This window comes from Variovorax sp. Varisp85 (assembly GCF_047304045.1).
Classification (GTDB): Bacteria; Pseudomonadota; Gammaproteobacteria; order Burkholderiales; family Burkholderiaceae_C; genus Variovorax.
Genome location: NZ_JBGLYN010000016.1, coordinates 1 through 25,055, shown reverse-complemented (window position 1 = coordinate 25,055; position 25,055 = coordinate 1). Strand labels below are relative to the sequence as shown.

General features: G+C 66.9%; 27 protein-coding genes. 16 read left to right on the top strand and 11 right to left on the bottom strand.

Features of this window, described 5'->3' with window-relative positions; translation table 11 throughout:
• The first annotated feature begins 1 nt into the window (after position 1).
• The gene (locus tag ACCC97_RS08980) at positions 2-658 is read left to right on the top strand and encodes a putative glycolipid-binding domain-containing protein (protein ID WP_237726052.1); all 657 of its coding nucleotides are present in this window, start codon (positions 2-4) and stop codon (positions 656-658) included.
• A 35-nt stretch (positions 659-693) separates the two neighbouring features.
• Here ACCC97_RS08980 and ACCC97_RS08975 read toward each other — a convergent pair whose 3' ends face one another.
• Positions 694-1,647 (bottom strand): GlxA family transcriptional regulator, encoded by a 954-nt coding sequence (locus ACCC97_RS08975; protein WP_413314262.1) that lies wholly within the window; start codon positions 1,645-1,647, stop codon positions 694-696.
• Positions 1,648-1,756: 109 nt separating this feature from the next.
• On the opposite strand from ACCC97_RS08975, the gene ACCC97_RS08970 reads away from it, so the two are divergent.
• Positions 1,757-2,761, top strand: coding sequence for an SLAC1 anion channel family protein (locus tag ACCC97_RS08970; protein WP_413332401.1), 1,005 nt, complete (start codon positions 1,757-1,759; stop codon positions 2,759-2,761).
• Between the two features lie 3 nt (positions 2,762-2,764).
• On the opposite strand, the gene ACCC97_RS08965 is transcribed toward ACCC97_RS08970, so the two are convergent.
• Positions 2,765-3,622, bottom strand: a complete 858-nt coding sequence (locus ACCC97_RS08965) for a class I SAM-dependent methyltransferase (RefSeq protein ID WP_413332399.1) — start codon at positions 3,620-3,622, stop codon at positions 2,765-2,767.
• Between the two features lie 78 nt (positions 3,623-3,700).
• Between ACCC97_RS08965 and ACCC97_RS08960 the strand changes: the two genes are divergently transcribed.
• Positions 3,701-4,126 (top strand): helix-turn-helix domain-containing protein, encoded by a 426-nt coding sequence (locus ACCC97_RS08960; protein ID WP_007830370.1) that lies wholly within the window; start codon positions 3,701-3,703, stop codon positions 4,124-4,126.
• On the opposite strand, the gene ACCC97_RS08955 is transcribed toward ACCC97_RS08960, so the two are convergent.
• A complete protein-coding gene (locus ACCC97_RS08955; protein ID WP_413332397.1) occupies positions 4,127-4,909 on the bottom strand; it encodes an IclR family transcriptional regulator in 783 nt (260 codons plus the stop codon).
• 187 nt (positions 4,910-5,096) lie between these two features.
• On the opposite strand from ACCC97_RS08955, the gene ACCC97_RS08950 reads away from it, so the two are divergent.
• The 8 genes from ACCC97_RS08950 (at position 5,097) to ACCC97_RS08915 (ending at position 12,510) form a co-directional block, all read left to right on the top strand.
• Positions 5,097-5,984, top strand: coding sequence for an amidohydrolase family protein (locus ACCC97_RS08950; RefSeq protein WP_413314258.1), 888 nt, complete (start codon positions 5,097-5,099; stop codon positions 5,982-5,984).
• Complete coding sequence (locus ACCC97_RS08945) at positions 5,981-7,495, top strand: sugar ABC transporter ATP-binding protein (protein ID WP_413332395.1); 1,515 nt, start codon at positions 5,981-5,983, stop codon at positions 7,493-7,495. The genes ACCC97_RS08950 and ACCC97_RS08945 overlap by 4 nt, the downstream gene beginning before the upstream one ends.
• Before the next feature lie 17 nt (positions 7,496-7,512).
• Positions 7,513-8,550, top strand: a complete 1,038-nt coding sequence (locus ACCC97_RS08940) for an ABC transporter permease (RefSeq protein ID WP_413332393.1) — start codon at positions 7,513-7,515, stop codon at positions 8,548-8,550.
• Between the two features lie 35 nt (positions 8,551-8,585).
• The gene (locus tag ACCC97_RS08935; RefSeq protein WP_007830384.1) at positions 8,586-9,539 is read left to right on the top strand and encodes an ABC transporter substrate-binding protein; all 954 of its coding nucleotides are present in this window, start codon (positions 8,586-8,588) and stop codon (positions 9,537-9,539) included.
• A gap of 21 nt (positions 9,540-9,560) precedes the next feature.
• Positions 9,561-10,838 carry an L-fuconate dehydratase gene (locus ACCC97_RS08930; protein ID WP_413332391.1) on the top strand — a complete coding sequence of 426 codons (1,278 nt, stop codon included), beginning with the start codon at positions 9,561-9,563 and terminating at the stop codon, positions 10,836-10,838.
• 18 nt (positions 10,839-10,856) lie between these two features.
• The gene (locus ACCC97_RS08925; protein WP_413332389.1) at positions 10,857-11,633 is read left to right on the top strand and encodes an SDR family oxidoreductase; all 777 of its coding nucleotides are present in this window, start codon (positions 10,857-10,859) and stop codon (positions 11,631-11,633) included.
• A 29-nt stretch (positions 11,634-11,662) separates the two neighbouring features.
• Entirely contained in the window at positions 11,663-11,992 is a 330-nt protein-coding gene (locus ACCC97_RS08920) for an L-rhamnose mutarotase (protein WP_413332387.1), read from the top strand.
• 77 nt (positions 11,993-12,069) lie between these two features.
• Positions 12,070-12,510, top strand: coding sequence for a helix-turn-helix domain-containing protein (locus ACCC97_RS08915; RefSeq protein ID WP_007830390.1), 441 nt, complete (start codon positions 12,070-12,072; stop codon positions 12,508-12,510).
• An 85-nt stretch (positions 12,511-12,595) separates the two neighbouring features.
• Here ACCC97_RS08915 and ACCC97_RS08910 read toward each other — a convergent pair whose 3' ends face one another.
• Positions 12,596-13,753 carry an L-lactate dehydrogenase gene (locus ACCC97_RS08910; protein WP_413332385.1) on the bottom strand — a complete coding sequence of 386 codons (1,158 nt, stop codon included), beginning with the start codon at positions 13,751-13,753 and terminating at the stop codon, positions 12,596-12,598.
• Between the two features lie 113 nt (positions 13,754-13,866).
• The gene (locus ACCC97_RS08905) at positions 13,867-14,751 is read right to left on the bottom strand and encodes a LysR substrate-binding domain-containing protein (protein ID WP_007830396.1); all 885 of its coding nucleotides are present in this window, start codon (positions 14,749-14,751) and stop codon (positions 13,867-13,869) included.
• Between the two features lie 119 nt (positions 14,752-14,870).
• Between ACCC97_RS08905 and ACCC97_RS08900 the strand changes: the two genes are divergently transcribed.
• On the top strand, positions 14,871-16,532 hold the full coding sequence (locus ACCC97_RS08900; RefSeq protein ID WP_007830398.1) for an L-lactate permease: 1,662 nt from the start codon (positions 14,871-14,873) through the stop codon (positions 16,530-16,532).
• On the opposite strand, the gene ACCC97_RS08895 is transcribed toward ACCC97_RS08900, so the two are convergent.
• On the bottom strand, positions 16,510-17,118 hold the full coding sequence (locus ACCC97_RS08895; RefSeq protein ID WP_413332383.1) for a TetR/AcrR family transcriptional regulator: 609 nt from the start codon (positions 17,116-17,118) through the stop codon (positions 16,510-16,512). The genes ACCC97_RS08900 and ACCC97_RS08895 overlap by 23 nt on opposite strands.
• 85 nt (positions 17,119-17,203) lie before the next feature.
• On the opposite strand from ACCC97_RS08895, the gene ACCC97_RS08890 reads away from it, so the two are divergent.
• Both ACCC97_RS08890 and cynS read left to right on the top strand, forming a co-directional pair.
• Positions 17,204-17,638 carry a DUF1348 family protein gene (locus ACCC97_RS08890; protein WP_007830401.1) on the top strand — a complete coding sequence of 145 codons (435 nt, stop codon included), beginning with the start codon at positions 17,204-17,206 and terminating at the stop codon, positions 17,636-17,638.
• A 21-nt stretch (positions 17,639-17,659) separates the two neighbouring features.
• Positions 17,660-18,103 carry a cyanase gene (gene cynS / locus ACCC97_RS08885; protein WP_007830404.1) on the top strand — a complete coding sequence of 148 codons (444 nt, stop codon included), beginning with the start codon at positions 17,660-17,662 and terminating at the stop codon, positions 18,101-18,103.
• On the opposite strand, the gene ACCC97_RS08880 is transcribed toward cynS, so the two are convergent.
• Together ACCC97_RS08880 and ACCC97_RS08875 are read right to left on the bottom strand one after the other, a co-directional pair.
• Positions 18,097-18,855: an SDR family oxidoreductase gene (locus ACCC97_RS08880; protein ID WP_413314248.1), complete on the bottom strand. Its 759-nt coding sequence runs from the start codon at positions 18,853-18,855 to the stop codon at positions 18,097-18,099. The genes cynS and ACCC97_RS08880 overlap by 7 nt on opposite strands.
• 249 nt (positions 18,856-19,104) lie before the next feature.
• Positions 19,105-19,698 carry a nucleotidyltransferase family protein gene (locus ACCC97_RS08875; RefSeq protein ID WP_413332381.1) on the bottom strand — a complete coding sequence of 198 codons (594 nt, stop codon included), beginning with the start codon at positions 19,696-19,698 and terminating at the stop codon, positions 19,105-19,107.
• Positions 19,699-19,818: 120 nt separating this feature from the next.
• Here ACCC97_RS08875 and ACCC97_RS08870 point away from each other — a divergent pair, with 120 nt between their 5' ends.
• Together ACCC97_RS08870 and ACCC97_RS08865 are read left to right on the top strand one after the other, a co-directional pair.
• Positions 19,819-20,379, top strand: a complete 561-nt coding sequence (locus tag ACCC97_RS08870; RefSeq protein WP_007830407.1) for a nucleoside 2-deoxyribosyltransferase — start codon at positions 19,819-19,821, stop codon at positions 20,377-20,379.
• A 56-nt stretch (positions 20,380-20,435) separates the two neighbouring features.
• Positions 20,436-21,308: an alpha/beta fold hydrolase gene (locus ACCC97_RS08865; protein ID WP_413332380.1), complete on the top strand. Its 873-nt coding sequence runs from the start codon at positions 20,436-20,438 to the stop codon at positions 21,306-21,308.
• Positions 21,309-21,338: 30 nt separating this feature from the next.
• On the opposite strand, the gene ACCC97_RS08860 is transcribed toward ACCC97_RS08865, so the two are convergent.
• The 3 genes from ACCC97_RS08860 to ACCC97_RS08850 form a co-directional block, all read right to left on the bottom strand.
• Positions 21,339-21,674: a DUF1161 domain-containing protein gene (locus ACCC97_RS08860; protein ID WP_042672985.1), complete on the bottom strand. Its 336-nt coding sequence runs from the start codon at positions 21,672-21,674 to the stop codon at positions 21,339-21,341.
• A gap of 23 nt (positions 21,675-21,697) precedes the next feature.
• A complete protein-coding gene (locus tag ACCC97_RS08855) occupies positions 21,698-23,935 on the bottom strand; it encodes an NADP-dependent isocitrate dehydrogenase (protein WP_413332378.1) in 2,238 nt (745 codons plus the stop codon).
• A 150-nt stretch (positions 23,936-24,085) separates the two neighbouring features.
• Complete coding sequence (locus ACCC97_RS08850; protein WP_413332453.1) at positions 24,086-25,042, bottom strand: LysR family transcriptional regulator; 957 nt, start codon at positions 25,040-25,042, stop codon at positions 24,086-24,088.
• Positions 25,043-25,055: the final 13 nt, after the last annotated feature.

Sequence of the window (25,055 nt, the reverse complement as noted above, 5' to 3'; positions counted from 1 at the left end):
CGTGGCGATCCTGTTCCCCGAACCTGACTTCCACCTGTGGGCGCCGCGGGTCATGGCTTGCGTGGTGGAGCATGCCGGTGCCATCATCCGCGCCATGCAAACCGTCGCCTCCATCCTCTGGCGCAGGCTCGATGTACCCGGCCACGACGCCTGCCGCCTCGAACGCAATGCTTCGGCCTGGCAACTCGATGGTGCGGCCGTGTTCCGGCTGGAAGACGGCCGCAACGGCCAGCTGCACTACCGCGTGCGATGCGACCTGCACTGGCACACCCAATGGGGCACGGTGCGCGGCTGGCTCGGCGACTCGGCCGTCGACCTGTCGATCGCCCGTGACGCGCACGGCCGCTGGAAGCTCAACGACGAGGCGGTGCCCGACCTGTCGCACTGCGTCGACCTCGACCTGGGCTTCACGCCCGCCACCAACCTGCTGCAACTGCGCCGGCTCAACCTGGCGAAGGGCGAGGGCGCCGACGCGCCGGCGGCCTGGGTCGACCTCGACGGCGGCGGCGTGCTGAGCGAGCTGATGCAGCGCTACGAGCGGCGCAGCGACACCGAATATGCCTACGAGGCGAAGCGCTTCGACTATGCGGCGACGCTGGGCGTGACGCAAGACAGCTTCGTGCGCGACTATCCGCGGCTCTGGGTCGCCGAAAAGTAACGCCGGAGCGCGAGTCGCGGTTCGCCTGCTCGTCGTCAGCTGGCGAAGCGCCTGCGGTATTCCACGAGGCTCACGCCCAGGCGGCGGCCGAACGCGCGCCTGAAGCCGTCCACGTTCGCATAGCCCACCGCATCGGCCAGCCGCTTGGCCGGCAGGTCTGACTCCTCGGCCAGGCGGCGGGCGGCGTCGATCCTCGCATTCTCGACAAACTCCGCCGGCGTGGTTCCGGTTTCGCCGCGGAAGATGCGCGCGAAGTTCCGCTCGCTCATGCCGGCGCGCAAGGCGAGGGCCGGCACGGACAGGTCGTCCTTGAGGTTCGCGAGCACGTGGTCCTGCACCTCGCGCATGCTGGAGCGCTCCGAGGTCTGTGCCGCCAGGTGGGCGCTGAACTGGCTCTGGCCGCCGGGCCGCTTGAGGAACATCACCAGCTGGCGCGCCACGCTCAGCGCGAGGTCGCGGCCATGGTCTTCCTCCACCATGGCCAGCGCGAGGTCCATGCCGGCCGTGACCCCGGCGGAGGTGAAGAGCTGGCCGTCCCTCACGTAGATCGCGTCCGCCTCGACGCTCGCTAGCGGGTAGTCCGACGCGAGGCGGCCAGCGAGCTTCCAGTGGGTTGCCACGCGCTTGCCGTCGAGCAGGCCGCTGGCGGCCAGCACGAAGGCGCCGCTGCACACCGAGCCATAACGCCGCACGGTGCGGGCCTGACGCCTGAGCCAATCCTGCAGTTGCATGTCGGTCGCCATGTCTTTCACGCGGGGGCTGCCCGCAACGAGCAGGGTGTCGATGGCGCCGCAATGCGTGGCCACCGTGGAATCGACACCCAGCCGCAATCCGCCGCTGCTCTTGAGCATGCCTTCCCCGGTGCCGATCACCTGGACCTGGTAGGCGCGCGGTTTGCCGAGCTGCTGCGATGCCTCGGCGAAGACGTCGGCGGGCCCGGCCACGTCGAGCAGCTGGAAACGGGGGAAAGCGAGGATGGCGACGCGCATGGCAGACAAGGCCCCGGGATTGGCGGAAAACGCCGTGAGTTGGCAAAAACGACGGTGGGAGTCTGGCGGAAAATACAAACTAATGCAAATCCAGACAAGGGCATCCGACATGCAAAACCAAGCTCTGAATCCTTCTTCACCGGCCATTGCGTCGATCGCGCCTCGCGCGCAAGCCTCCGTGCGCAATCTCCCGGTCAACCTGTTCGCCTCGGTGATGGGCCTTACCGGACTGGCCCTCGCATGGCGGCTCGCGCACGACAGCCTGGGTGCGCCGGCCATCGTCGGCGAGGCCGTCGGGGCGTTCGCGCTGGGCGTCTTCGTGCTCATCTCGATGGGCTACCTGGCAAAGCTCGTGAGGCACCCGCAGGCGGTGCAGGCGGAATTCCACCACCCCGTGGCGGGCAACTTCTTCGGCACCATCGCGATTTCCGTCCTGCTGCTGTCGGCCGTCGTGGCGCCGTACAGCGCGCCCCTGGCGCACCTCGCGTGGACCGTGGGGCTGCTCGCGACCCTGGTACTGAGCTTCGTCGGCCTGTCGAGGCTGCTGAAGGGGCAGGTGGATGCCTCGCTCGCCGTGCCGGCCTGGATCATCCCGGGCGTGGCCACGCTCGACATTCCCGTCACCGGCGCGCACATGCCGATGGCATGGGCGCCCGAACTCAATCTGGCCGCCGGCGCGGTCGGCGCGGTGCTGGCGCTCGTGCTCTTCACGATGATCATCGGCCGGCTGGTGCATCGCGACCCGCTCGCTCCCGCCATGGAGCCGTCGCTGATGATCCTGGTGGCGCCCTTTGCGGTGGGCTTTCTCGCGTACACCAACATCGTCGGCGAGATCGACCGCTTTGCCTCGCTGCTCTTCTACTTCGGCCTTTTCATGTTCGCGGTGGTCGCGCCGAAGGTGTTCCGCCGCGGCGCCACGTTCTCGCCGAGCTGGTGGGCGATCGGCTTCCCGTTGGCCGCGCTCGCCAATGCCGCGCTGAAGTACGCCGGGTCGCGCGCGAGCGAGCCGCTCTGGGTGATTGCCATGGCGCTGCTGGTCGCGCTCAACCTGGCGCTGGCGGTTCTCACGGTGAAGACCGTGCGGATTGCGCTCAACGGGAAGCTGTTCGCCTGAGCCTCAGACATGGGCGTTCGCCCCGCGCGCAACGACCATCCAGCAGGCCGCAGTCAGGCGGACCTCATCGCCGTGCACGTAGGGCTCGAAGGCGGCGCGCACCGTGTCGATGACCTGCACGCGCGTGCGCTCGTCCGCCTGTTGAAGGGCAAGGCCGACGGGACCGAGCCGGCTCAGGTAGCCGGGCAGCGCCGTCCCGGGCATCGTGCAGGGCACGTCGATGGGCTGGATGTCGATGCCGGCCCAGCCGCTCTCTTCGAGGATCGCATGGACCCGCTGCCTGTCCGCGAAGGCGAACTGGCCTGGCGCGTCCGGCCGGCGGGCAGGGAGGTTCGGCAGCAGTGGTGCGGCGGCGCGCTCCGCGGTCGTCATGAACGGGTTCTCCGCCGCACTGCGCCAGGCGATGAACCGCAGTTCGGCGCCTTCTCTCGCGGCCCGCAGCAGGTTCGCGAAGGCCTGCACGGGCTCGTCGAAGAACATGACGCCGAAACGCGACATGATGCGGTCGAAGCTCGCGGGCTCCAACGCGTGGGTCTGCGCATTGGCGCAGACGAAGCGTGCCGGCGTGCCTTCGCGTTCGGCGCGGATCCGGGCAGCGGCGATCATCGGCTCCGAGATGTCGATGCCGACACAGCCGCCTTCGCTGCCCTGCCGCCGCGCGACGGCGAGCGTGGTGCTGCCCGTGCCGCAGCCAACGTCGAGCACACGGCTCGCGGGGTTGGTGGACACTGCTTCGACGAGCAGGTCTTCGAGCGGCTGGAACAGGTGATCGAGCGTGGCCTGCGCGTCGACCCAGGCGCGCCCGGCCAGGCCGTTCCAGAGCCTGGCCTGTTCGTCGCCGGGCTGTTGTGTGGCTTCCATGGTCGTTTCCTTGTGCTTGCCTTCGGGAGGCGGAAACCGCACTATGCAAGTTCAAGTCGACTTGAGGTCAAGAGGGTGATGAAGCATCTGGATATCGGCGAGGTCGCGCAACGCTCCGGCGTGCCCGCCTCCACGCTGCGCTACTACGACGAAAAAGGCCTCGTCGCCTCCACGGGCAGGCAAGGCCTGCGCCGCCTGTTCGATCCCGGCGTGCTGGAGCGGCTCGCGCTGATCGCGCTGGGGCGTGCCGCCGGCTTTTCGCTGGACGAGATCGCGCGCATGTTCGGGCCCGACGGGCAGCCGCGCATCGACCGGGTGATGCTCACGGCCAAGGCGGACGAACTCGACCGCACGATCCGCAGCCTGAGCGCCATGCGCGACGGCCTGCGGCACGCCGCTGTGTGCCGCGCGCCCAGCCACATGGAATGCCCGACCTTTCGCCGCATCCTCGAGGCTGCGGCGTCCGGGGCCATCGGCGGGCGAAGGAAGAAGGCCCCGAAGTAATCAGGCCGCGTTCGCCATCAACGACAGGTCGCGCGCCGCCTGCAGCATCAGCTCGCGCGCGCGGTCCAGCGACGGGATCGCATGGCGGTCGATGCGCCGGATGTACGGCGTGGTGAGCACCGCCAGCGCATGCCCGTGCGGGCCGAAGATGGGGCACGAGATGTCGATCACGCCGAAGTACTGCAGGCTCTCGCGCTGCCGGTAGCCCGTAGCGCGCACGGCCTCGAGCATGTGCTCCAGCTCGTCGGGCGGGATCTGCACCTCGCCGTCGAGCGCCACGTGCTCGGCCACCATCTGCCGGCGCCGCTCGTCCGATTCGCAGGCCAGCAGCACCTGGCCCGAGCCGGTGTCGAGCAGGTTCACGCGCGTGCCGGGCCGCACCGTCATGCTGCTCGCCGCCGGGCTGTTGACCTGCGCCACGATCTGGACGTTGCCCCGGTCGTACACGCCGAGGTGGCAGGACTGCTCGGCTTCCTTCACGTAGCGGTCCATCACCGGCAGCGCCTGCGTGACCAGCCGGTGGTTCGGCGGGTAGCGGTGCGCCAGGTCGAACATCTTCAGGCTCAGGCTGTAGCGGTCGCCGGCGAGCGAACGCAGCACGTACTGGCGCGCCACCAGCCGTTCGAGCATGCGGTAGATCTCGCTCGGGCCACGGTCCAGCGCTTTCACGATCTCGCCGCGCGTCAGGCCCTCGGGTTGGTCCGCCAGCAGTTCGAGGATGTCCAGGCCCTTGTCGAGCGCGGGTGCGCGGTAGCGGTCCTGCTCTTCGGTCGGCTTGCTCAAGATGTCTGGATGGATAGATTTGTTCACGTATGAATTTCAACAGCAGACCCATCTTTTTGCAAGTTTGGTTCTACGGGTAAGCACTCATCAAGTGGGCTTGACGTCAAAAGTTCGTCTGTAAATACTATGTTCACAAATGGACTAAGAAGCAAGACCTTCGGCAGGACTCCCGCTGCCCGCGACCCACATGATTCAGCGCATCGACTCGCATCAGCATTTCTGGCGGCCCGCGCGCGGCGACTACGCGTGGCTGCGTGCGGACGTGCCCGCCCTGGCGCCGCTGGTGCGCGACTTCCTGCCCGAGCATCTCGTGCCGCTGCTGCAAGCACATGGCATCGGGCGGACCGTGCTGGTGCAGGCGGCCGACTCGGAAGCCGAAACGGATTTCATGCTCGAACTGGCCGCTGCGCACGACGTGGTTGGCGGCGTGGTCGGCTGGGTCGACCTGAGCCGGGCCGAGTCCGTCGCCTCGCTGGAGCGAATGGCGGCGCAACCCAAGTTCAAGGGCGTGCGGCCGATGCTGCAAGACCTGCCCCAAGACGACTGGATCGCGCACGCGCCGCACCCCGACGTGCTGCGGGCCATGGTGCGCCTGGGGCTGCGCTTCGATGCGCTCGTGACGCCGCGGCACTTGGCGCCGCTGCTGCAGTTCCTGCGCGAATGGCCGCAACTGCCGGTGGTGATCGACCATGCGGCCAAGCCGCCCGTGGGCAGCGCCGATGGCGAAGCCGTCGCTGCGTGGCGCCGTCAAATGCGCGAGATCGCGGCGCTGCCGCAGGTCTGCTGCAAGTTCTCGGGCCTCTGGACCGAGGCGCCGCCCTCCATGCACCGCGATGCGGATGTCGTCACCTACGCCGTGCGGCCGCTGTGGGAGCACCTGCTCGAATGCTTCGGCCCCGATCGCCTCATGTGGGGCAGCGACTGGCCCGTGCTCACGCTGGCCGGCGACTACGCGGGCTGGATCGCCCTCAGCGAGGCCTGCATCGGCGGCCTCGCGACCGGCGAGCAGGCCCACGTGTGGCACGGTACCGCACAGCGCTTCTACAACCTGCCATTGCATCGGGAAATCCCATGACGCAACCCATCGTCGTCCTGCGCGACCTGAGCAAGTCCTTCGCCGGCGTGCGCGCGCTCGACAAGGCGCAGTTCGACCTGCTGCCCGGCGAGGTGCATGCACTCATGGGCGAGAACGGCGCGGGCAAGTCCACGCTGATGAAGGTGCTGGCGGGCGTCTACCGCAAGGACTCGGGCGAGGTGCTGCTCGACGGCCAGCCCGTGGACATCTCGAGCCCGCGCGCGGCCCAGGCGCTGGGCATCGGCATCATCCATCAGGAGCTCAACCTGATGAACCACCTGAGCGCCGCGCAGAACATCTTCATCGGCCGCGAGCCGCGGGGGCGCCTGGGCCTCTTCATCGACGAGGAAGCGATGTGCGCCGAGACGCAGCGCATCTTCGAGCGCATGAACCTGCGCCTGGACCCGCGCACGCCCGTCGGCGAGCTCACCGTGGCCAGGCAGCAGATGGTGGAGATCGCCAAGGCGCTGTCCTTCGACTCGCGCGTGCTCATCATGGACGAGCCCACCGCCGCGCTGAACAACCAGGAGGTGGCCGACCTGTTCCGCATCATCGGCCAGCTCAAATCCCAGGGCGTGGCCATCGTCTACATCTCGCACAAGATGGACGAGCTCAAGCGCATCGCCGACCGGGTGACCGTGATGCGCGACGGCCAGTACATCGCCACCGTGCCGATGGCGGCAACGCCGATGGACTCGCTCATCGCGATGATGGTGGGCCGCCAGCTCACCGAGGTGGAGAACGACTTTCCCGACACCACGGGCAACGAGATCGTGCTCGAGGCGCGCGGCATCACGCGCGGCACGATGGTGCGCAACGCGAGCTTCGTGCTGCGCCGCGGCGAGATCCTCGGCTTCGCGGGCCTCATGGGCGCGGGCCGCACCGAACTCGCGCGCGCCGTGTTCGGCGCCGACCGCATCGACGCGGGCGAGGTGTTCGTGCACGGCAGGAAGGTGCACATCAAATCGCCCGAAGACGCGGTGGCCTGCGGCATCGGCTACCTGTCGGAAGACCGCAAGCATTTCGGGCTGGCCACCGGCATGGACGTCGAGACCAACATCGCGCTGCCGAGCATGAAGAAGTTCTTGTCGATGGGCCTGTTCATCGACCAGGGCGCCATCGAGGCGGCCGGCGAGCGCTACGTGAAGCAGCTCAGCATCAAGACGCCCTCGGTGCGCCAGCAGGTGCGGCTGCTGTCGGGCGGCAACCAGCAGAAGATCGTGATTGCCAAGTGGCTGCTGCGCGACTGCAGCGTGCTGTTCTTCGACGAGCCCACGCGCGGCATCGACGTGGGCGCCAAGGCCGAGATCTACCGCCTGCTCAACGAACTGGCCGCGCAGGGCAAGGCCATCGTGATCATCTCTTCGGAGTTGCCCGAGATCCTGCGCGTGAGCCACCGCGTGCTGGTGATGTGCGAAGGCCGCATCACCGGCGAACTCGGGGGGCGCGAAGCCTCGCAGGAAAAGATCATGCAGCTCGCCACCCGGCGCGCAGCTGCCGCCACCGCATGACGACTGGAGACAACCCCTTGACGACCCCCACCGCCACCACCGCCGCGACGACCACCGATGCACCGGGCTTCTCGCTGAAGGCGCGGCTCTTTCGGCCCGCCACGCGCCAGAAGCTGCTGGCCTTTGCCAGCCTCATTGCGCTGATGGTGTTCTTCAGCTTCGCGTCGCCGCAGTTCCTGCAGACCGACAACCTCGTGAGCATCCTGCAGTCGACCGCCGTGAACGGCGTGCTCGCCATCGCCTGCACCTTCGTCATCATCGCCGCGGGCATCGACCTCTCGGTGGGCACGCTGATGACCTTCTGCGCCGTCATGGCCGGCGTGGTGCTCACCTACATGGGCATGCCGCTCGCGCTCGGCATCGCGGCCGCGATCTTCTTCGGTGCGCTGGCCGGCTTCGTCTCGGGTGTGCTGATCGCCAAGCTCAAGATCCCGCCCTTCATCGCGACGCTGGGCATGATGATGCTGCTCAAGGGCCTGTCGCTCGTGATCTCGGGCACCAAGCCGATCTACTTCAACGACACGCCGGACTTCCCGGCGATCTCGCAGGATTCGCTCATCGGCTACTTCATTCCGTCGCTGCCGATCCCGAATGCGGTGCTGATCCTGTTCCTGATAGCGATGGCCGCGAGCCTCGTGCTCAACAAGACCATCCTCGGGCGCTACACCTTCGCGCTCGGCAGCAACGAGGAGGCGGTGCGCCTGTCGGGCGTGAACACCGACTTCTGGAAGATCGTGGTGTACACGGTGAGTGGCGGCATCTGCGGCATCGCGGGCCTGCTGATCGCCTCGCGGCTGAACTCCGCACAGCCCGCGCTCGGGCAGGGCTACGAGCTCGATGCGATTGCGGCCGTGGTCATTGGCGGCACCTCGCTCAGCGGCGGCACGGGCACCATCGTCGGCACGATCATTGGCGCCTTCATCATGAGCGTGCTGACCAACGGCCTGCGCATTCTCTCGGTCGCGCAGGAATGGCAGACGGTGGTCACGGGCGTGATCATCATCCTGGCCGTGTACGCGGACATCCTGCGCCGCCGCAGCAGCAGCAAGCAGTGAACCACCCGGATTTCCACAACCACAGGAGACTTCGCATGATCCAGAGAAGAGCAGTCGCAACCACGCTCGGTGCAGCCCTCATCGGCCTGTCGGGATTCGCACAGGCACAGCAGGCGCAGGAGATCTACATCCCGCTCGTGTCCAAGGGCTTTCAGCACCAGTTCTGGCAGGCCGTGAAGTCGGGCGCCGAGCAGGCTGCCAAAGACCTGAAGGTGAAAGTCAGCTTCGAGGGCCCCGAGACCGAGGCCATGGTCGACAAGCAGATCGACATGCTCTCGGCCGCGCTCGCCAAGAAGCCGCAGGCCATCGGCTTCGCCGCGCTCGACAGCCAGGCCGCGATTCCGCTGCTGAAGAAGGCGCAGGCCGCGAAGATCCCGGTGGTGGCGTTCGACTCGGGCGTGGACAGCGACATTCCCGTGACTACCACCACCACCGACAACAAGGCCGCCGCCGCGCTCGCCGCCGACAAGATGGCCGAGCTCATCGGCAAGAGCGGCGAAGTCGCGCTGGTGGTGCACGACCAGACCAGCCGCACCGGCGTCGACCGGCGCGACGGCTTCGTCAACCGCATCAAGTCCACCTACCCGAACATCAAGATCGTGAGCGTGCAGTACGGCGGCGGCGACCAGTTGAAGTCGACCGAGATCACCAAGTCGATCCTGCAGGCCTCGCCCAACCTCAAGGGCATCTTCGGCGCCAACGAAGGCTCCGCCATCGGCGTGGTCAACGGCGTGAAGGAGATGAAGCGCAACGGCAAGGTCGTGATCATCGGCTACGACTCAGGCAAGCAGCAGAAGAACGCGATCATGGAGGGCAGCATGGCCGGTGCCATCACGCAGAACCCCGTGGGCATGGGCTACAAGACGGTCGAGATGGCGGTGAAGGCCATCAAGGGCGAGAAGCTGCCGAAGGTGGTCGACACGGGCTTCTACTGGTACGACAAGACCAACATCGCCGACCCCAAGATCGCCTCTGTGCTGTACGACTGATCGCCTGCCCGCGAAGACCCCATGACCATTGTTCGCTCCATGCGCGTGCTCGACGTGCGCTTTCCGACCTCGCAGCATCTGGACGGCTCCGATGCGATGAACCCCGACCCGGACTACTCCGCGGCGTATGTCGTGCTCGAAACCGACCAGCCGGGGCTCGAGGGCCACGGGCTCACCTTCACCATCGGCCGCGGCAACGAGATCTGCTGCGCGGCCATCGAGGCGATGCGCCATCTGGTGGTGGGGCTGGACCTGGCATGGGTGGCGGAGGACATGGGGCGCTTCTGGCGGCACGTTACTTCCGACAGCCAGCTGCGATGGATCGGTCCCGACAAGGGCGCGATCCACCTGGCGACCGGCGCCGTGGTCAACGCGATGTGGGACCTGTGGGCCAAGTCCGAAGGCAAGCCCGTGTGGCAGCTCGTGGCCGACATGAGCCCCGAGGAACTGGTGCGCTGCATCGACTTTCGCTACATCACCGACTGCATCGGGCCCGATGAAGCACTGGCGCTGCTGCGCGAGGCCGCCGCTGGCAAGGCCGAACGCGTCGCCACGCTGCAGGCCGAGGGCTACCCCTGCTACACCACCTCGGCCGGCTGGCTCGGCTACTCCGACGAGAAGCTGCGGCACCTCGCGCAGGAGGCGGTCGACGCGGGCTTCAACCACATCAAGCTCAAGGTGGGCCGCGACCTGCAGGACGACATCCGCCGCCTGCGCGTGGCGCGCGAAGTGCTCGGGCCCGAGCGGCACCTGATGATCGACGCCAACCAGGTCTGGGAGGTCGGCCAGGCCATCGACTGGGTGCGGCAGCTGGCGTTTGCCAAGCCGTGGTTCATCGAGGAGCCCACCAGCCCCGACGACGTGGAGGGCCATCGCAAGATCCGCGAGGGCGTCGCGCCGGTGAAGGTGGCCACGGGCGAGATGTGCCAGAACCGCATCATGTTCAAGCAGTTCATCATGCGCGGCGGCATCGACGTGGTGCAGATCGACGCGTGCCGGCTCGGCGGCGTGAACGAGATCCTCGCGGTGATGCTGATGGCCGCGAAGCACAAGCTGCCGGTGTGTCCGCACGCCGGCGGCGTGGGGCTGTGCGAGTACGTGCAGCACCTGTCGATGATCGATTACCTCTGCATCTCGGGCACGCGCGAAGGCCGCGTGGTCGAGTATGTGGATCATTTGCACGAGCACTTCGTCGAGCCCTGCGAGATCCGCAACGCGGCGTACATGCCGCCGAAGGGTGCAGGCTTTTCGATCACGATGAAGCCGCAGTCGCTGGAGCAATACCGTTTCCGCGGATAGAGAAAGGCACCGCGCAACATGGACCTGAATCTCAAAGACAAGGTGGTGATCGTCACCGGCGGCGGCAGCGGCATCGGTGCAGCCATTTCGATGACGCTGGCGCAAGAGGGCGCGGTGCCGGTGATCTGCGGGAAGAATCCGCTCGACGCACCGTTCGAGGAGGCGCTGCGCGCCCTGCAGCCGCGCGCGCGCTTCTTCCAGTTCGAGCTGATGGAAGAGGCCGCCTGTGCCAAGGCCATTGCCGACACCGCCGCGGAGTTCGGCCGCATCGACGGCCTGGTCAACAACGCGGGCGTGAACGACAGCGTGGGACTGGAGGCGGGGCGCGAAGCCTTCGTCGGTTCGCTCGAACGCAACCTCGTTCACTGCTACGTGATGGCGCACTATTGCCTGCCGCACCTGAAGGCGAGCCGCGGCGCGATCGTCAACATCTCGTCGAAGACGGCCGTGACGGGGCAGGGCAACACGAGCGGCTACACCGCGGCCAAGGGCGCGCAGCTGTCGCTCACGCGCGAGTGGGCTGCATCGCTGTTGGAAGACGGGGTTCGCGTGAATGCGGTGATTCCGGCCGAGGTGATGACGCCGCTGTATCAACGGTGGATTTCCGCATTCGACGAACCCGACCGAAAGCTCGCCGAGATCACCGACAAGATTCCGCTCGGCCGCCGCATGACGACGCCGCAGGAGATTGCAGACAACGTCGTGTTCCTGCTGTCGGAGCGGGCCTCGCACACCACCGGGCAATGGGTGTTCGTGGACGGCGGGTATACGCACCTGGACCGGGCACTGACCTGATCTATTTCCTGATTTGACCGGAGCGACCCATGCGCCATTTCCTGGCTCTCGATTTGAAAGACGATCCTGCATTGATCGCCGAATACGAGGCTTATCACCGCGACATCTGGCCCGAGGTGCGAGCGCATCTGCATGCGCACGGTGTAACGGGCATGGAGATCTACCGGCTCGGCACGCGAATGGTGATGTCGATGGAAACGGACGATGCGCGCTACGACGCCCGGGCCATGGCGCTTGCAACGCAGAACAATCCAAAGATTCGGGAATGGGAAGAACTGATGTGGAAGTTTCAGGCACCCACGCCCTGGACACCTGAAGGAGAGAAGTGGACGGAGATGGCCAGGATCTTCTCGCTGTAATCAAAAGATTCAAGTTTTGATTCCGAGGAACTTAATAATCTTTCCCGCCGCTTACATTTGGTCGGCACAATGCCGCCATGCCAAATATCGCGTCCATCCTTAAATCCGAAATCTCCCGCGTCGCCCGCAAGGAAGTCCGCGCGGAAATCGAAACCCTCAAGAAGGCATCCGTCCATCACCGGTCCGCCATCGCCGCGCTGCGCCGGCAGGTGGTTGCGCTGGAAAAGGAGCTGCGCAACGTAGCCAAGGGCACCGCCCGTGGTGCACGTGCAAGCGAGCCCGATGAAGAGGGAGACGGCGGGCCGAAGCGCCGGTTCAGCGCTGGCCGATTGGCTGCGCATCGCACGAAACTCGGTATTTCCGCCGCGTCTTATGGACAGCTGGTGGGTGTGTCCGGCCAGACCATCTACCACTGGGAACAGGGCAAGGCCCGCCCGAGGGCTGCGCAGCTGGAGAGCCTGGCTGCCGTGCGCGGGATGGGACGGCAGGAAGTGGCGCAGCGGCTGGAATCCAACTAGCTGGCGGGCCTTTTCTTCAGGGCTCGGCAGGTCACGGTCACCGAATAGGCTTCAGGGGCGGTAGGCATAAGCCGTTGCGGGAGGCTCAGAAGGTGCCCGGCAGCAGGATGCTCGAATCGACCTCGTCGATGTTCGTGCGGCCGCAGAAGGCCATCGTGATGTCGAGCTCCTTGTGGATGATCTGCAGCGCGCGCGTCACGCCTTCCTGTCCGTGGGCGCCCAGCCCGTACAGGAAGCTGCGGCCGATCATGGTGCCGCGCGCGCCCAGCGCGCGGGCCTTGAGCACGTCCTGTCCGCTGCGGATGCCGCCATCCATCCACACCTCGATCTCGCTGCCCACGGCCTCCACGATGGCCGGCAGCGCGGCGATGGACGAAGGTGCGCCATCGAGCTGGCGCCCGCCGTGGTTCGACACGATGAGCGCATCGGCGCCGCTGCTCGCCGCGAGGCGCGCATCTTCCACGTCCATGATGCCCTTGAGGATCAGCTTGCCGCCCCAGAGCTTCTTGATCCACTCGACGTCCGCCCAGCTCAGCGCCGGGTCGAACTGCTCGGCGGTCCACGACGACAGCGACGACAGGTCCTTCACGCCCTTGGCATGGCCCGCGATGTTGCCGAAGGTGCGGCGCTTCGTGCCCAGCATGCCCATGCACCAGCGCGGCTTGGTCGCGAGGTCGATCAGGTTCCTGATGGTGGGCTTGGGTGGCGCGGTCAGGCCGTTCTTGATGTCTTTGTGGCGCTGGCCGAGGATCTGCAGGTCGAGCGTGAGTTGCAGGGCCGTCACATTGGCCGCCTTGGCGCGCTCGATCAGGCGCTCGATGAAGTCGCGGTCCTTCATCACGTAGAGCTGGAACCAGAACGGATGCCGGTCGGTGTTCGCGGCGATGTCTTCCAGCGAGCAGATGCTCATGGTCGACAGCGTGAACGGAATGCCGAAGGCCTTGGCCGCGCGGGCGCCAAGGATCTCGCCGTCGGCATGCTGCATGCCGGTGAGGCCGGTGGGCGCGATGGCCACAGGCATGGCGGTTTCCTGGCCGACCATGGTGGTGCGGGTGGAGCGGCCTTCCATGTTCACGGCCACGCGCTGGCGCAGCTTGATCTTCTGGAAGTCGCTTTCGTTGGCGCGGTAAGTGCCCTCGGTCCATGCGCCGGAGTCGGCGTAGTCGTAGAACATCTTCGGCACGCGCCGCTTGGCGATCACCCGCAGGTCTTCGATGCTGGTGATCTTGGAAAGGTCTGACAAGGGCTGTCTCCTGAGCGGTTCTTGTGGGGGGGCGAAGCGAATCGGCCATTATCTTCAGGCACCCCGACACGCCATCTGAAAAAAGCCGGCCCCGCTGCTGAAAAAATTTCAGTTCAGTCGCGCAGCGCCTCGCGCAGCCATTCGACGAAGGTTGCGCACTCCCGGCGCTCCATCGCGCCGGGCCGCCAGCACAGGAAGTAGGCGTTGGGCGAGGGCACGCTGCGCGGCGACAGCCGCACGAGCCGCCCGCTGTCCAGCCATGCGCTGCCCAGCCGCAGGTGCATCAGCACCACGCCGAAGTCTTCGGCCGCCGCGTCGAGCGCCAGCCCCAGGTCGTTGAACTGGTGGCCCGTGGCCGGCTCGGGCAGGCCCACGCCGCAAGCCTTGAACCACGTGCGCCACGACTCCAGCGGCGTGCGCAACAGCTGCGCGCGCAACACCTCGGCATCGGTGGCGAAGCCGTCGAAGGGACCGTGGCGCTTCAGGTAAGCGGGGCTGCACACCGGCGAGACCTCGTCGGCCAGCAACTGGAAAAACTCGCGGTCGTGAAAGGGCCCGGTGCCGAAGCGCAGCTCGATGTCGGCCTCCTCGACCGTGGTGTTGCGCACCGGCGTGGTCACCTGAAGCATCAGCTCGATGTTCGGATACGCATCGCGAAACCGTGCGAGCCGCGGCAGCAGCATCTGGCGCGAGAAGGTCGGCGTGACCGCCACGCGCAGCCGTCGCACCTGCGACTCGGGCTCGCGGCCGGGCACCTGCTGCAGCGCTGCGATGGCCTCGCGCACGCGCGCCAGGTAGGCCATGCCGTCGGCGCTGAGGCCGAAGTCGCCGCCCACGAAGAACTTGAGGCCCAGCAGCAGTTCGAGCTGGCGGATGCGATGGCTCACCGCGCTGGGCGTCACGCTGAGTTCGTCGGCGGCCAGATTCACGCTGCGAAGGCGCGCGACAGCCTCGAAGGCCTGTAGGCCCTGGGTCGAGGGGAGACGCGGAGAAACCATCTTTTGTTGGCGGAGGGAGGGGGTTAGGATGGTAGCGAACGCTCTCGGTCACTCCTGGCGGACTCGCTTTGCCTCGCGTTGCCGGCTCAAAAAGATTCCAACAACAAGGAGACAAGCGCATGGTCTGGCAACAGGTTTACAACCCGTTCGGCAACATGATCGTATCGACGGCACTGGCCGCGATACCGGTGGTGGTGATGCTGGTGTGCCTCGGGCTGCTGCACGTCAAGGCGCACTACGCGGCGGGGCTGGGCCTGCTGAGCGCAGTGGTCATCGCGGTGTTCGCATTCGGCATGCCGGCCGACATGGCAGGCAAGGCGGCCTTTCTGGGCGGGCTTTCCGGCCTGCTGCCCATCGGCTGGATCGTGCTGAACATCATCTTCCTGCAGCAGCTCACGCAGCAGAACGGCAGCTTCCAGATATTGCAGGACTCCATCGCCGGCATCACCGAAGACCGGCGCCTGCAGCTGCTGCTCATCGCCTTTGCCTTCGGCGCCTTCTTCGAGGGCGCGGCGGGCTTCGGCACGCCGGTGGCCGTCACCGCCGCGATCCTCATCGGGCTGGGCTTCTCGCCGCTTGCGGCCTCGGGGCTCTCGCTCATCGCCAACACCGCGCCGGTGGCCTTCGGCGCATTGGGCACGCCGGTCATCACGCTGGCCAAGGTGCATGGCTACGACCTGATGGCGGTCACCGCGATGATCGGGCGGCAGCTGCCGTTCTTCTCGCTGCTGGTGCCGTTCTGGCTCATCTGGGCCTTCGCGGGACGCAAGGGAATGATGGAGGTGTGGCCCGCCATCCTGGTGACGGGCGTGTCCTTCGCGGTTCCGCAGTTCCTGGTGTCGAACTACATCGGGCCGGAGCTGGTGGACATCATCGCGGCCATCGTGTCGATGGTGTGCCTGGTGCTGTTCCTGCGTGTGTGGAAGCCGAAGAAGATCTGGACCTCGGTGTCGCTCAAGGGGCACGAGACCGACGGCGGCGAAGCTGGTCCGGCCGTGACGCCCACGAAGCATGCGAGCGCGGCGGTGATCCGCGCCTGGACGCCGTGGCTCATCCTCACCGTGTTCGTGTTCATCTGGGGCCTGCCGGTGGTGAAGGCCTGGCTCAACGGCATCTTCGCGCCGAGCTTCCCCATCGACGGTCTGCACAACATGATCGAGAAGGTGGCGCCCGTGGTGCCCAAGCCCACGAAGGAGGGCGCGGTGTACCAGTTGCTGCTGCTCTCGGCCACGGGCACGGGCATCCTTGTCTCGGCCATCGTGGGCGGGCTGATCATGAAGTACAACCCCATCCAGCTCGTGGCCGCCTACGGCCGCACGCTGTGGCTGGTGAAGTTCTCGCTGCTCACCATCGTGCTGATGCTCGCGCTGGGCACGCTCACGCGCTACTCGGGCCTCGACACCACGCTGGGGCTGGCCTTTGCCAACACCGGCATGTTCTATCCCTTCTTCGGCACGCTGATGGGCTGGCTGGGCGTGGCGCTCACGGGGTCGGACACGGCATCGAACGTGCTCTTCGGCGGCATGCAGAAAGTGGCGGCCGACCAGCTGGGCCTGAGCCCCAACCTCATGGGCGCGGCCAACAGTTCGGGCGGCGTGATGGGCAAGATGATCGACGCGCAATCGATCGTGGTGGCCTCCACCGCCACGCGCTGGTTCAACCACGAGGGCGAGATCCTGCGCTACGTGTTCTTCCACTCCATCGCGCTGGCCTGCCTCGTGGGCCTCTACGTGACGCTGCAGGCCTACGTTTGGCCGTTCACGGCGATGGTCGTGAAGTGATCGAATCGCCCAGCGCCTGAAGCAGCCGGCGCAGGTCGCCGACCGCTTCGCGCGCCACCGCCGCATCGCCCATCTGCGCCTTGACGATGGCGCCGTCGACACCCAGCGCGGCCGCCTGCGCGATGGCCATGCGCCGCGGCCCTCCAAGCGCTTCCGGCAGCAGGCCGGCGATCACCTCGACCATCTCGCGCTTGTGCCCCCGCGCGATGTCGCTGGCGCCCGCCACGCTCGTGCCCACCTCCACCACCGAGTTGATGAACGCGCAGCCGCGGAACACCGGGTCGGCGAACCACTCGGCCATGACGTCGGCCAGTATCTCCAGCGCCTGACCGTCGCCGATGCGCCGCTGCGCCCCGCGGCGGCCGAGCGCATCGACGAACCACGCCATCCACAGGCCATGCCGGTGGTCGAGAAAGGCGCGCACCAGGTCGTCCTTCGACGGGAAGTGCCGGTAGAAGGTGACCTTGGTGACGCCCGAGGCGGCAATGACGCGGTCGATGCCGGTGGCGCGGATGCCGTCTGCGTAGAAAAGGTCGTGCGCGGTGAGCAGGATGCGCTCGCGTGCGGGCAGTGCGGAGATGTCCATGGCGCGATTGTAGGCATGTAGACAGGTCTGTCTACATGTGGCACATTGCGGCGCATTCCCTTCACCACAGCACTGAAAGATCTCCATGGAATCCCGTCCGCCGCTGCCGCCCTTCACCCTCGAATCCGCCACCCGGAAGGTGCAGGCCGCCGAAGACGCCTGGAACTCGCGCGACCCCGTGCGCGTGAGCCTGGCCTACACGCCCGACACCGAGTGGCGCAACCGCGCCGAGTTCGTCAACGGTCGCGAGCAGGTGGTGGAGTTCCTGTCGCGCAAGTGGGTGCGCGAACTCGACTACCGGCTGAAGAAGCAGCTGTGGGCCTTCACGGACAACCGCATCGCGGTGCGCTTCGAGTACGAATGGCACGACGACGCGGGCCAGTGGTATCGCAGCCATGGCAACGAGAACTGGGAGTTCGCGGAGAACGGGCTGATGCAGAGGCGCTTTGCGAGCATCAACGACCAACCCATTGCCGAGTCGGATCGCAAGTTCCGGTGGGCACGCCTGTTGCTTGCCTGAGCCCATTCAACAGGAGACCGCATGAACCGCAACGACGTCACGGAAAAAATCATCACCGTCAAGGTAAGCAAGGGCATCCAGTGGGCCGACGTGGCAAAGAAGGTCGGCCTCTCGAAGGAGTGGACCACCGCCGCCTGTCTAGGCCAGATGACGCTCGACGAGAAGCAGGCCAAGGTCGTAGGCAAGATCTTCGGCCTCACTCCCGAGGAGCAGAAGTGGCTGCAGGTGGTGCCCTACAAGGGCTCGCTGCCCACGCCCGTGCCGACCGACCCGCTGATCTACCGCTGGTACGAGGTCGTGAGCGTGTACGGCACCACCATCAAGGAACTGATCCATGAAGAATTCGGCGACGGCATCATGAGCGCCATCGACTTCAGCATGGACATCCAGCGCCAGGCCGACCCCAAGGGCGACCGCGTCAACGTGGTGCTGTCGGGCAAGTTCCTGCCGTACAAGACCTACTGAACGTACACCGCCGGGTGCGGCCTCTGCGCACCCGCCGGCCGCATCGTGCGGGCCGTGATGCCGTAGCCCTCGATGGCCCCGGCGATCGATCGCGCCACGGCATCCACGGGCACCGCGATGCGCCGGTTGGTGCGCATGCGCTCCCGGGCGTACGTGGCGGCGATGCGCTCTGCCAGCGGGTCGCCGGGGCCGTTCACGTCGGGGCTCACCACCGTCACGTGCAGGCGGCCGGCATGCTCCTGCCGCAGGCCTTCGGAGATCGCGTTCACCGCGTACTGCGTGCCGTGGTACACGGCCGAACTCGGCGACACGCCCTGCATCGCCACCGGCGCCACGTTCACGATGTGACCCCAGCCCTGCTCCTGCATCGCCGGCAGCACGGCCGCGATGCCGAGCAGCGCGCCGCGCAGGTTCACGTCGATCATGAGTTCCCACTCCTCGATCTTGCGGTTCCACAGCGGCGACATCGGCATCACGCCCGCCGCGTTGACGAGCACGTCGATCTGCTCGTGCGTCTCGAGGGCGAACTCGGCAAAGGCTTCCATGTCGGGCCGATGCGTCACGTCGAGCCGCTGGAAGCTCGCGGTGCCGCCCGTGGCCTCGATCTCGGCCGCGAGTGCCGCGAGCCGGTCGGTACGGCGCGCACCGAGCACCACCTTGGCGCCGCGCCGCGCGAGCAGCCGCGCGGTTGCTTCGCCGATACCGCTGCTCGCGCCGGTGATGAGAACGACTTTTTCCTGGATTGCGCTCATGATGAAACTCCTCGTGCTGGTCGGTTGCCGTGGGGCGCACACAGAAGAGGGTGCACCGGGCATGGAGAGAAGTTTCGCGTCCGAGGGCCCCGAGGCGGTATCCGAATCGAACTCGGTTTTTGCCTGATCCTGCAAAACGCAAGGGCGGCGGGCACTTCCTACGGCGCGGCGTAGTGCTTTGGCTTTCGCGATGTAGCCACTGTGGCTTCTTGCTCAATCCGCCGGCTGTCGCGCAGAGCGGGCGGTGCTTCAGGGCTGCGCGGCGAGGATCTCGACCTTGGGCCAGCGTCGCGCGAATTGCTTCTGCTCCACGCGCTGCCGGTACGTAGCGGCATCCGCGCGCACGGGGTTGTGCCGAACGCGCAGCCCGAACAGATCTTCCAGGCCGTGCGGCGCCAGCACGCGGATCGAGTCGTCGGCAGCCATGGACACACCGACGCAGGTCGCGAACTCCGGCCATGTCGCGATGCCTTCCTCCAGCGAGGTCAGCGCAGCCACGACCTGTCCAAGGCTTTCCCGAAACCAGTGATGCACATGCGCCTGGTTGGTCACTTCCCAGCGATGCTCCGGCATCCGCATCGACAGCTGTTTCTGCAGGGCGGCCTCACCGAGCCGCGGCGGCTCGTCGGCATTGAAGTACACGACGTCGATGTCTTCCAGGGCCGAGGGCTCGCTGAATCCATGAAGCGAATCCCAGACCAGGCTGCGCACTGCCCCCGCACCGATGCACCACGCGCCGAGGTCCAACTCGCGCACCGCCGCCAAGGCGGCCATCAGACAGGGCGCGCCGCGCACCAGTTCGACGAGTCGCTGCGCGTGGCCGGGTGAAGAGGTGCGATGCATGGGCCGGCGACTGTAGCTCACCGCGGCGTGTGCGCTGGCGCCGATCCATCGATCGGAAGATCTTCACGCATCGTGCTGGTGCATCTTGAGCCGAATCCAAAAAGCGAGGATGCTCGGCCGATGGAAAACAACCCCGATCCCTCGAGGCGCCCGCAGATCTACCTCGCGGGACCGGACGTCTTTCGTCCTGACGCGAGAGACCATTTCGTTCGGCTCGCCGCGGCCTGCGACGCACTCGGCCTCTGCGCACTGCTTCCGGCCGACGGCAACGAGGAGCCTGCGCCCGAAGCTCCGGAAATGCAGATCTGCAAGGCCAACATGCAGCGCCTTCGCAGCGCCGACGGCGTCGTCGCCAACCTCGCCTGCTTCAGAGGGCTGGAGCCCGATTCCGGCACGGTGTTCGAGGTGGGCGCGGCGGTCGCGCTCGGGATTCCGGTGGTGGCCTACGGCGTGCCCGATGGGAGCTATGCGGACCGCGCGCGGGCGGCACTGTCGTGTGAAGCCGATGCGAACGGCGTGCTGCGCGAGAGCGGCTCCGGTATTGCCGTCGAAGACTTCGGCCAGCCGCTGAACCTGATGCTGGCCTGCTCGATCCACATCGAGCCGACGCCGGAAGCGGCGTTGAAGAAGATGGGTGAGGTGTTGGCTGTCCTCCGTGCGACAAAGGCTGGAAACTCCTGAGCGAAACTCCGGCCGCCAACCCCTAGGATGACGTTCCCCTTTCACCGGAGCACCGCATGCCGACCACCGAGACACACTTCGAATTGACCGCCAACGACGGCGTCACGGTGGAGTCCCATCGCTGGCAGGGCGCGACGCAGCGCGCGGTCATCCAATTGGCGCACGGCATGGGCGAACATTCGCTGCGCTATCGGCACCTGGCGGACGCGCTGGTGCAGGCCGGCTACGTGGTGTATTCGAACGAGCATCGCGGCCACGGCAAGGGCGCCTCGGCGCGCGGCGAGCTGGGGGAGTTCGGCCCGCGCGGTTTCGCCGGGCTGGTGGACGACATGGCGCTGCTGAGCCGCCACGTGCGCGGCGTGCATCCGGGCCTGCCGCTGATCCTTGTGGGCCACAGCATGGGCTCGTTCGCCACGCAGTACTACCTCCTCGAGCACAGCGCACTGCTGGCGGGCGCGGTGCTCTCGGGCACTTCGGCGCTCGACTTGCTGGGTGCCGCATTGCAGTCCGGCTTCAAGCTGGAAGACATGAACGCCGCATTGCCGGACGTTCGCACGCCCTTCGACTGGCTCAGCCGCGATCCGGCGCAGGTCGATGCCTACATCGCCGATCCGCTGTGCGGATTCACGGTCTCGGCCGAGGGCCTGGGGTCGATGTTCGCGAAGCTGGCCGAGCTGGCGCCGGACGCGATGCGAGGGCGCATCCGCCCCGAGCTGCCGCTCTATCTGTTCGTGGGCGACCAGGACCCGGTCAGCAACAAGGCCGAATGGTTCTACCCGCTGGTGCAGCGCTACCGCGAGGCGGGGCTGCGCGATGTGTCGTGCCACGTGTTCGGCGGCGCGCGCCACGAGGCGCTGAATGAAGTCAATCGCGATGAGGTCGAGGCGGTGCTGCTCGCGTGGATCGCACGGGTGGTGAGCAAGGGCTGAGCGCCGTTGCCGTCACCCCGTTGGCTGCTGCTACTTCCTGCAGTCGCCGCCGACGGACACGGTGCCGTCCTTGCACTCGGTGAGCATCGGCTCGCCCGGCCTGGGTGCCGGGGCGGAGCCTGCGCCGGACGCGGGCCCGGCGTCCTTCAGGTAGACGATCTTCTTGGTGCCGAGCTCGCAGCTGCCCACCACCTGCCCGTTCGCCGATGCGTTGGCATCGACGACGGTGACGGTGAAGCGCGCCACGCCGGCCGCAGCGATCTTCGACTCGATGCCGGTGCGCAGGGCCTCGCAGTCTTCGGCCCCGTGGGCCGCGCCAGCCAGCAGGGCGAGCGCGGCGGGGAGCATCGTGAACCAAGGCTTCATGGCTGCCACCCGCTCGATGCCCATCAGCCCTGGGCCGACGCCAGCGCCGCGTTGAGCGTGGGGCTCGGGCGCATCACGGCTTCGAACTTGGCGGGGTCCGCCAGGTAGTAGCCGCCGATGTCCACGGGCTTGCCCTGCACGGCGGCGAGCTCGTCGACGATCTTCTGCTCGTTGCTGGCAAGCGTGCCGGCCAGCTTCACGAACTGGGCCTGCAGTTCCTTGTCTTCCGTCTGTGCGGCCAGTTCCTGTGCCCAGTACATGGCCAGGTAGAACTGGCTGCCGCGGTTGTCGAGCTGGCCGGTCTTGGGCGACGGGTTCTTGTTGTTGTCGAGCAGCTTGCCGGTGGCGGTGTCCAGCGTCCTGGCCAGGATGGCGGCTTTCTTGTTGCCGGTTTTCAGGCCCAGGTCTTCCAGACTCACGGCCAGCGCGAGGAATTCGCCCAGCGAGTCCCAGCGCAGGTGGTTTTCCTCCACCAGCTGCTGCACGTGCTTGGGGGCCGAGCCGCCCGCGCCGGTCTCGTACATGCCGCCGCCGGCCATCAGGGGAACGATGGACAGCATCTTGGCCGAGGTGCCCAGCTCCATGATGGGGAACAGGTCGGTCAGGTAGTCGCGCAGGATGTTGCCGGTGGCGCTGATGGTGTCCAGGCCGCGGACCACGCGCTCCAGCGTGTAGCGCATGGCGCGCACCTGGCTCATGATCTGGATGTCCAGGCCCGTGGTGTTGTGCTCGTGCAGGTACATCTTGACCTTGGTGATCAGCTGCGCCTCGTGCGGACGGTAGGCGTCGAGCCAGAACACCACCGGCATGCCGGAGTTGCGGGCGCGGTTGACGGCCAGTTTCACCCAGTCGCGGATCGCGGCGTCCTTGACCTGGCACATGCGCCAGATGTCGCCTTGCTCCACGTCTTCGCTCATCAGCACTTCGCCGGTGTCCAGGTCGGTGATGTTGGCGACGCCGTCCTCGGGGATCTCGAAGGTCTTGTCGTGCGAGCCGTATTCCTCGGCCTTCTGTGCCATCAGGCCGACGTTGGGCACGGTGCCCATGGTCTTGGGGTCGAAGGCGCCGTGCCACTTGCAGAAGTTGATGATCTCCTGGTAGATGCGGGCGAAGGTCGACTCGGGCATCACGGCCTTGACGTCCTTCAGGCGGCCGTCGGCGCCCCACATCTTGCCGCCGTTGCGGATCATCGCGGGCATGGAGGCGTCCACGATCACGTCGTTGGGCGAGTGGAAGTTGGTGATGCCCTTGGCCGAGTCGACCATCGCCAGCTCGGGGCGGTTTTCGTGGCAGGCGTGCAGGTCGCGCTTGATCTCGTCCTGCGTGCTCTGCGGCAGCGTGGCGATCTTGTTGTAGAGGTCGACCATGCCGTTGTTGACGTTGATGCCCAGCTCGTCGAACAGCTTGCCGTGTTTCTCGAAGGCTTCCTTGTAGAAGATCTTCACGCAGTGGCCGAACACGATGGGGTGCGAGACCTTCATCATGGTGGCCTTGACGTGCAGCGAGAACATCACGCCGGTCTTGTGCGCGTCCTCGATCTCCTTTTCATAGAAGGCCAGCAGCGCCTTCTTGCTCATGAACATGGAGTCGATGACCTCGCGGTCCAGCAGGGCAACCTTGGGCTTGAGGACGATGGCCTTGCCGCTCTTGGTGAGCAGTTCCATCTTGACGTTGCGCGCGCGGTCCAGGGTCATGGACTTCTCGCCGTGATAGAAGTCGCCGCCGTGCATGTGCGAGACGTGCGAGCGCGAGGCCTGGCTCCACTCGGCCATGCTGTGCGGGTTCTTGCGCGCGTATTCCTTCACGGCCTTGGGTGCGCGGCGGTCGGAGTTGCCTTCGCGCAGCACGGGGTTCACGGCGCTGCCGGTGCACTTGTTGTAGCGCGCGCGGATGTCCTTGTCCTCGTCCGTGGTCGGGTTCTCGGGGTAGTCGGGGATCTTGTAGCCCTTGCCCTGCAGTTCCTTGATGGCGGCCTTGAGCTGGGCCACCGAGGCGCTGATGTTGGGCAGCTTGATGATGTTGGCCTCGGGCTTGAGCGTGAGCTTGCCCAGTTCGGCCAGGTTGTCGGGCACCTTCTGGTCGTCGCCGAGGAACTCGGGGAACTCACCCAGGATGCGGGCCGCCACGGAGATGTCGCTGGTGGCGACGTTGATGCCGGCCGGGTTGGTGAAGGCGCGGATGATGGGCAGAAACGCGTAGGTCGCCAGCAGGGGCGCCTCGTCGGTGAGGGTGTAGACGATGGTGGGTTGCTTCGAGCTCATGCGCTTGCTTCCGTAGATCCTGGGTTGTCGGGTTGGCTGGAACTTCCGGCAAGGACGAGGTGGATGTGTTTTCGCCGGAATCCCCGATTGTCGCCGGACCGGGAGCCGGTTCCGGCCCGGCCGGCCGGATGTCCCGGCTCGGCGGGCGTCTTAGCCGGGAAGCGAAGGCGCATGGCCGCCGGTTTCGGCGCTCTTCTCCAGCATTTCCCGCGCCAGGTCGACGAAGGCGCGCAGCTTGGGCGCCTGCGCCGCGCGGCGCGGAAAGTACAGGAACAGGCCCGGTTCCCCGAAGGCAGAGCACGGCAGCAGCTGGCGCAGGCGGCCCTCGCGCAGATCGGCACGCACCAGCGGCTCGAAGATGTAGGCGATGCCCACGTCAGCCAGCGCCAGGTCGCGGGCATAGAGCGCGTCGGTGACGCGCACCGTGCCCGGCACCTCGACCGAGACGTGGGCACCTTCCTTGTCGCGCAGGTCCCAGGCGTACACGCCGCCCGAGGTCACGAAGCGAAAGCCGATGCAGTTGTGCTGCTGCAGCGACTCGATGCTGTGCGGCTCGCCGGCGGTGGCCAGATAGCGCGGCGTGGCCACCATGATGGCCTCGAAGGGCGGCGTGAGCCGCACCGCCACCATGTCCTGCGCCACGGTGTGGCCCAGCCGGACGCCCGCGTCGTGGCCGCTGGCCACGATGTCGGCCAGGCCGTCGTCGCAGGTGATCTCTATCACCAGCCCGGGATGGCGCAGCGCCATTTCGGCCACCAGCGGCGTCATTGCCAGCGGCAGGGCCACGTGGGGCACGTTGATGCGCAGCACGCCGCCCACGCGCCCGAGCGCTTCACCGAAACGGTCCACCGCATCGCCGATCTCGCCCATCGCGGGTGCCAGCACGCCGACGAAGCCGGCGCCCGCCTCGGTGAGCCGTACGCTGCGGGTGGTGCGCGCGAAGATCGGCTGGCCCAGGTGGTCTTCAACGGCCCGCACCGCGTGGCTCACGGCCGAGGCGCTCATGCCGAGTTCGGCCGCGGGGGGGGGGGGGGCCCCCCCCCCGCGGGGCCCCCCCCCCCGCGGGGGGGGGGGGGGGGGGGGGGGGGGGGGGGGGTGTGGGTGTATTTTTGTTTTGGGT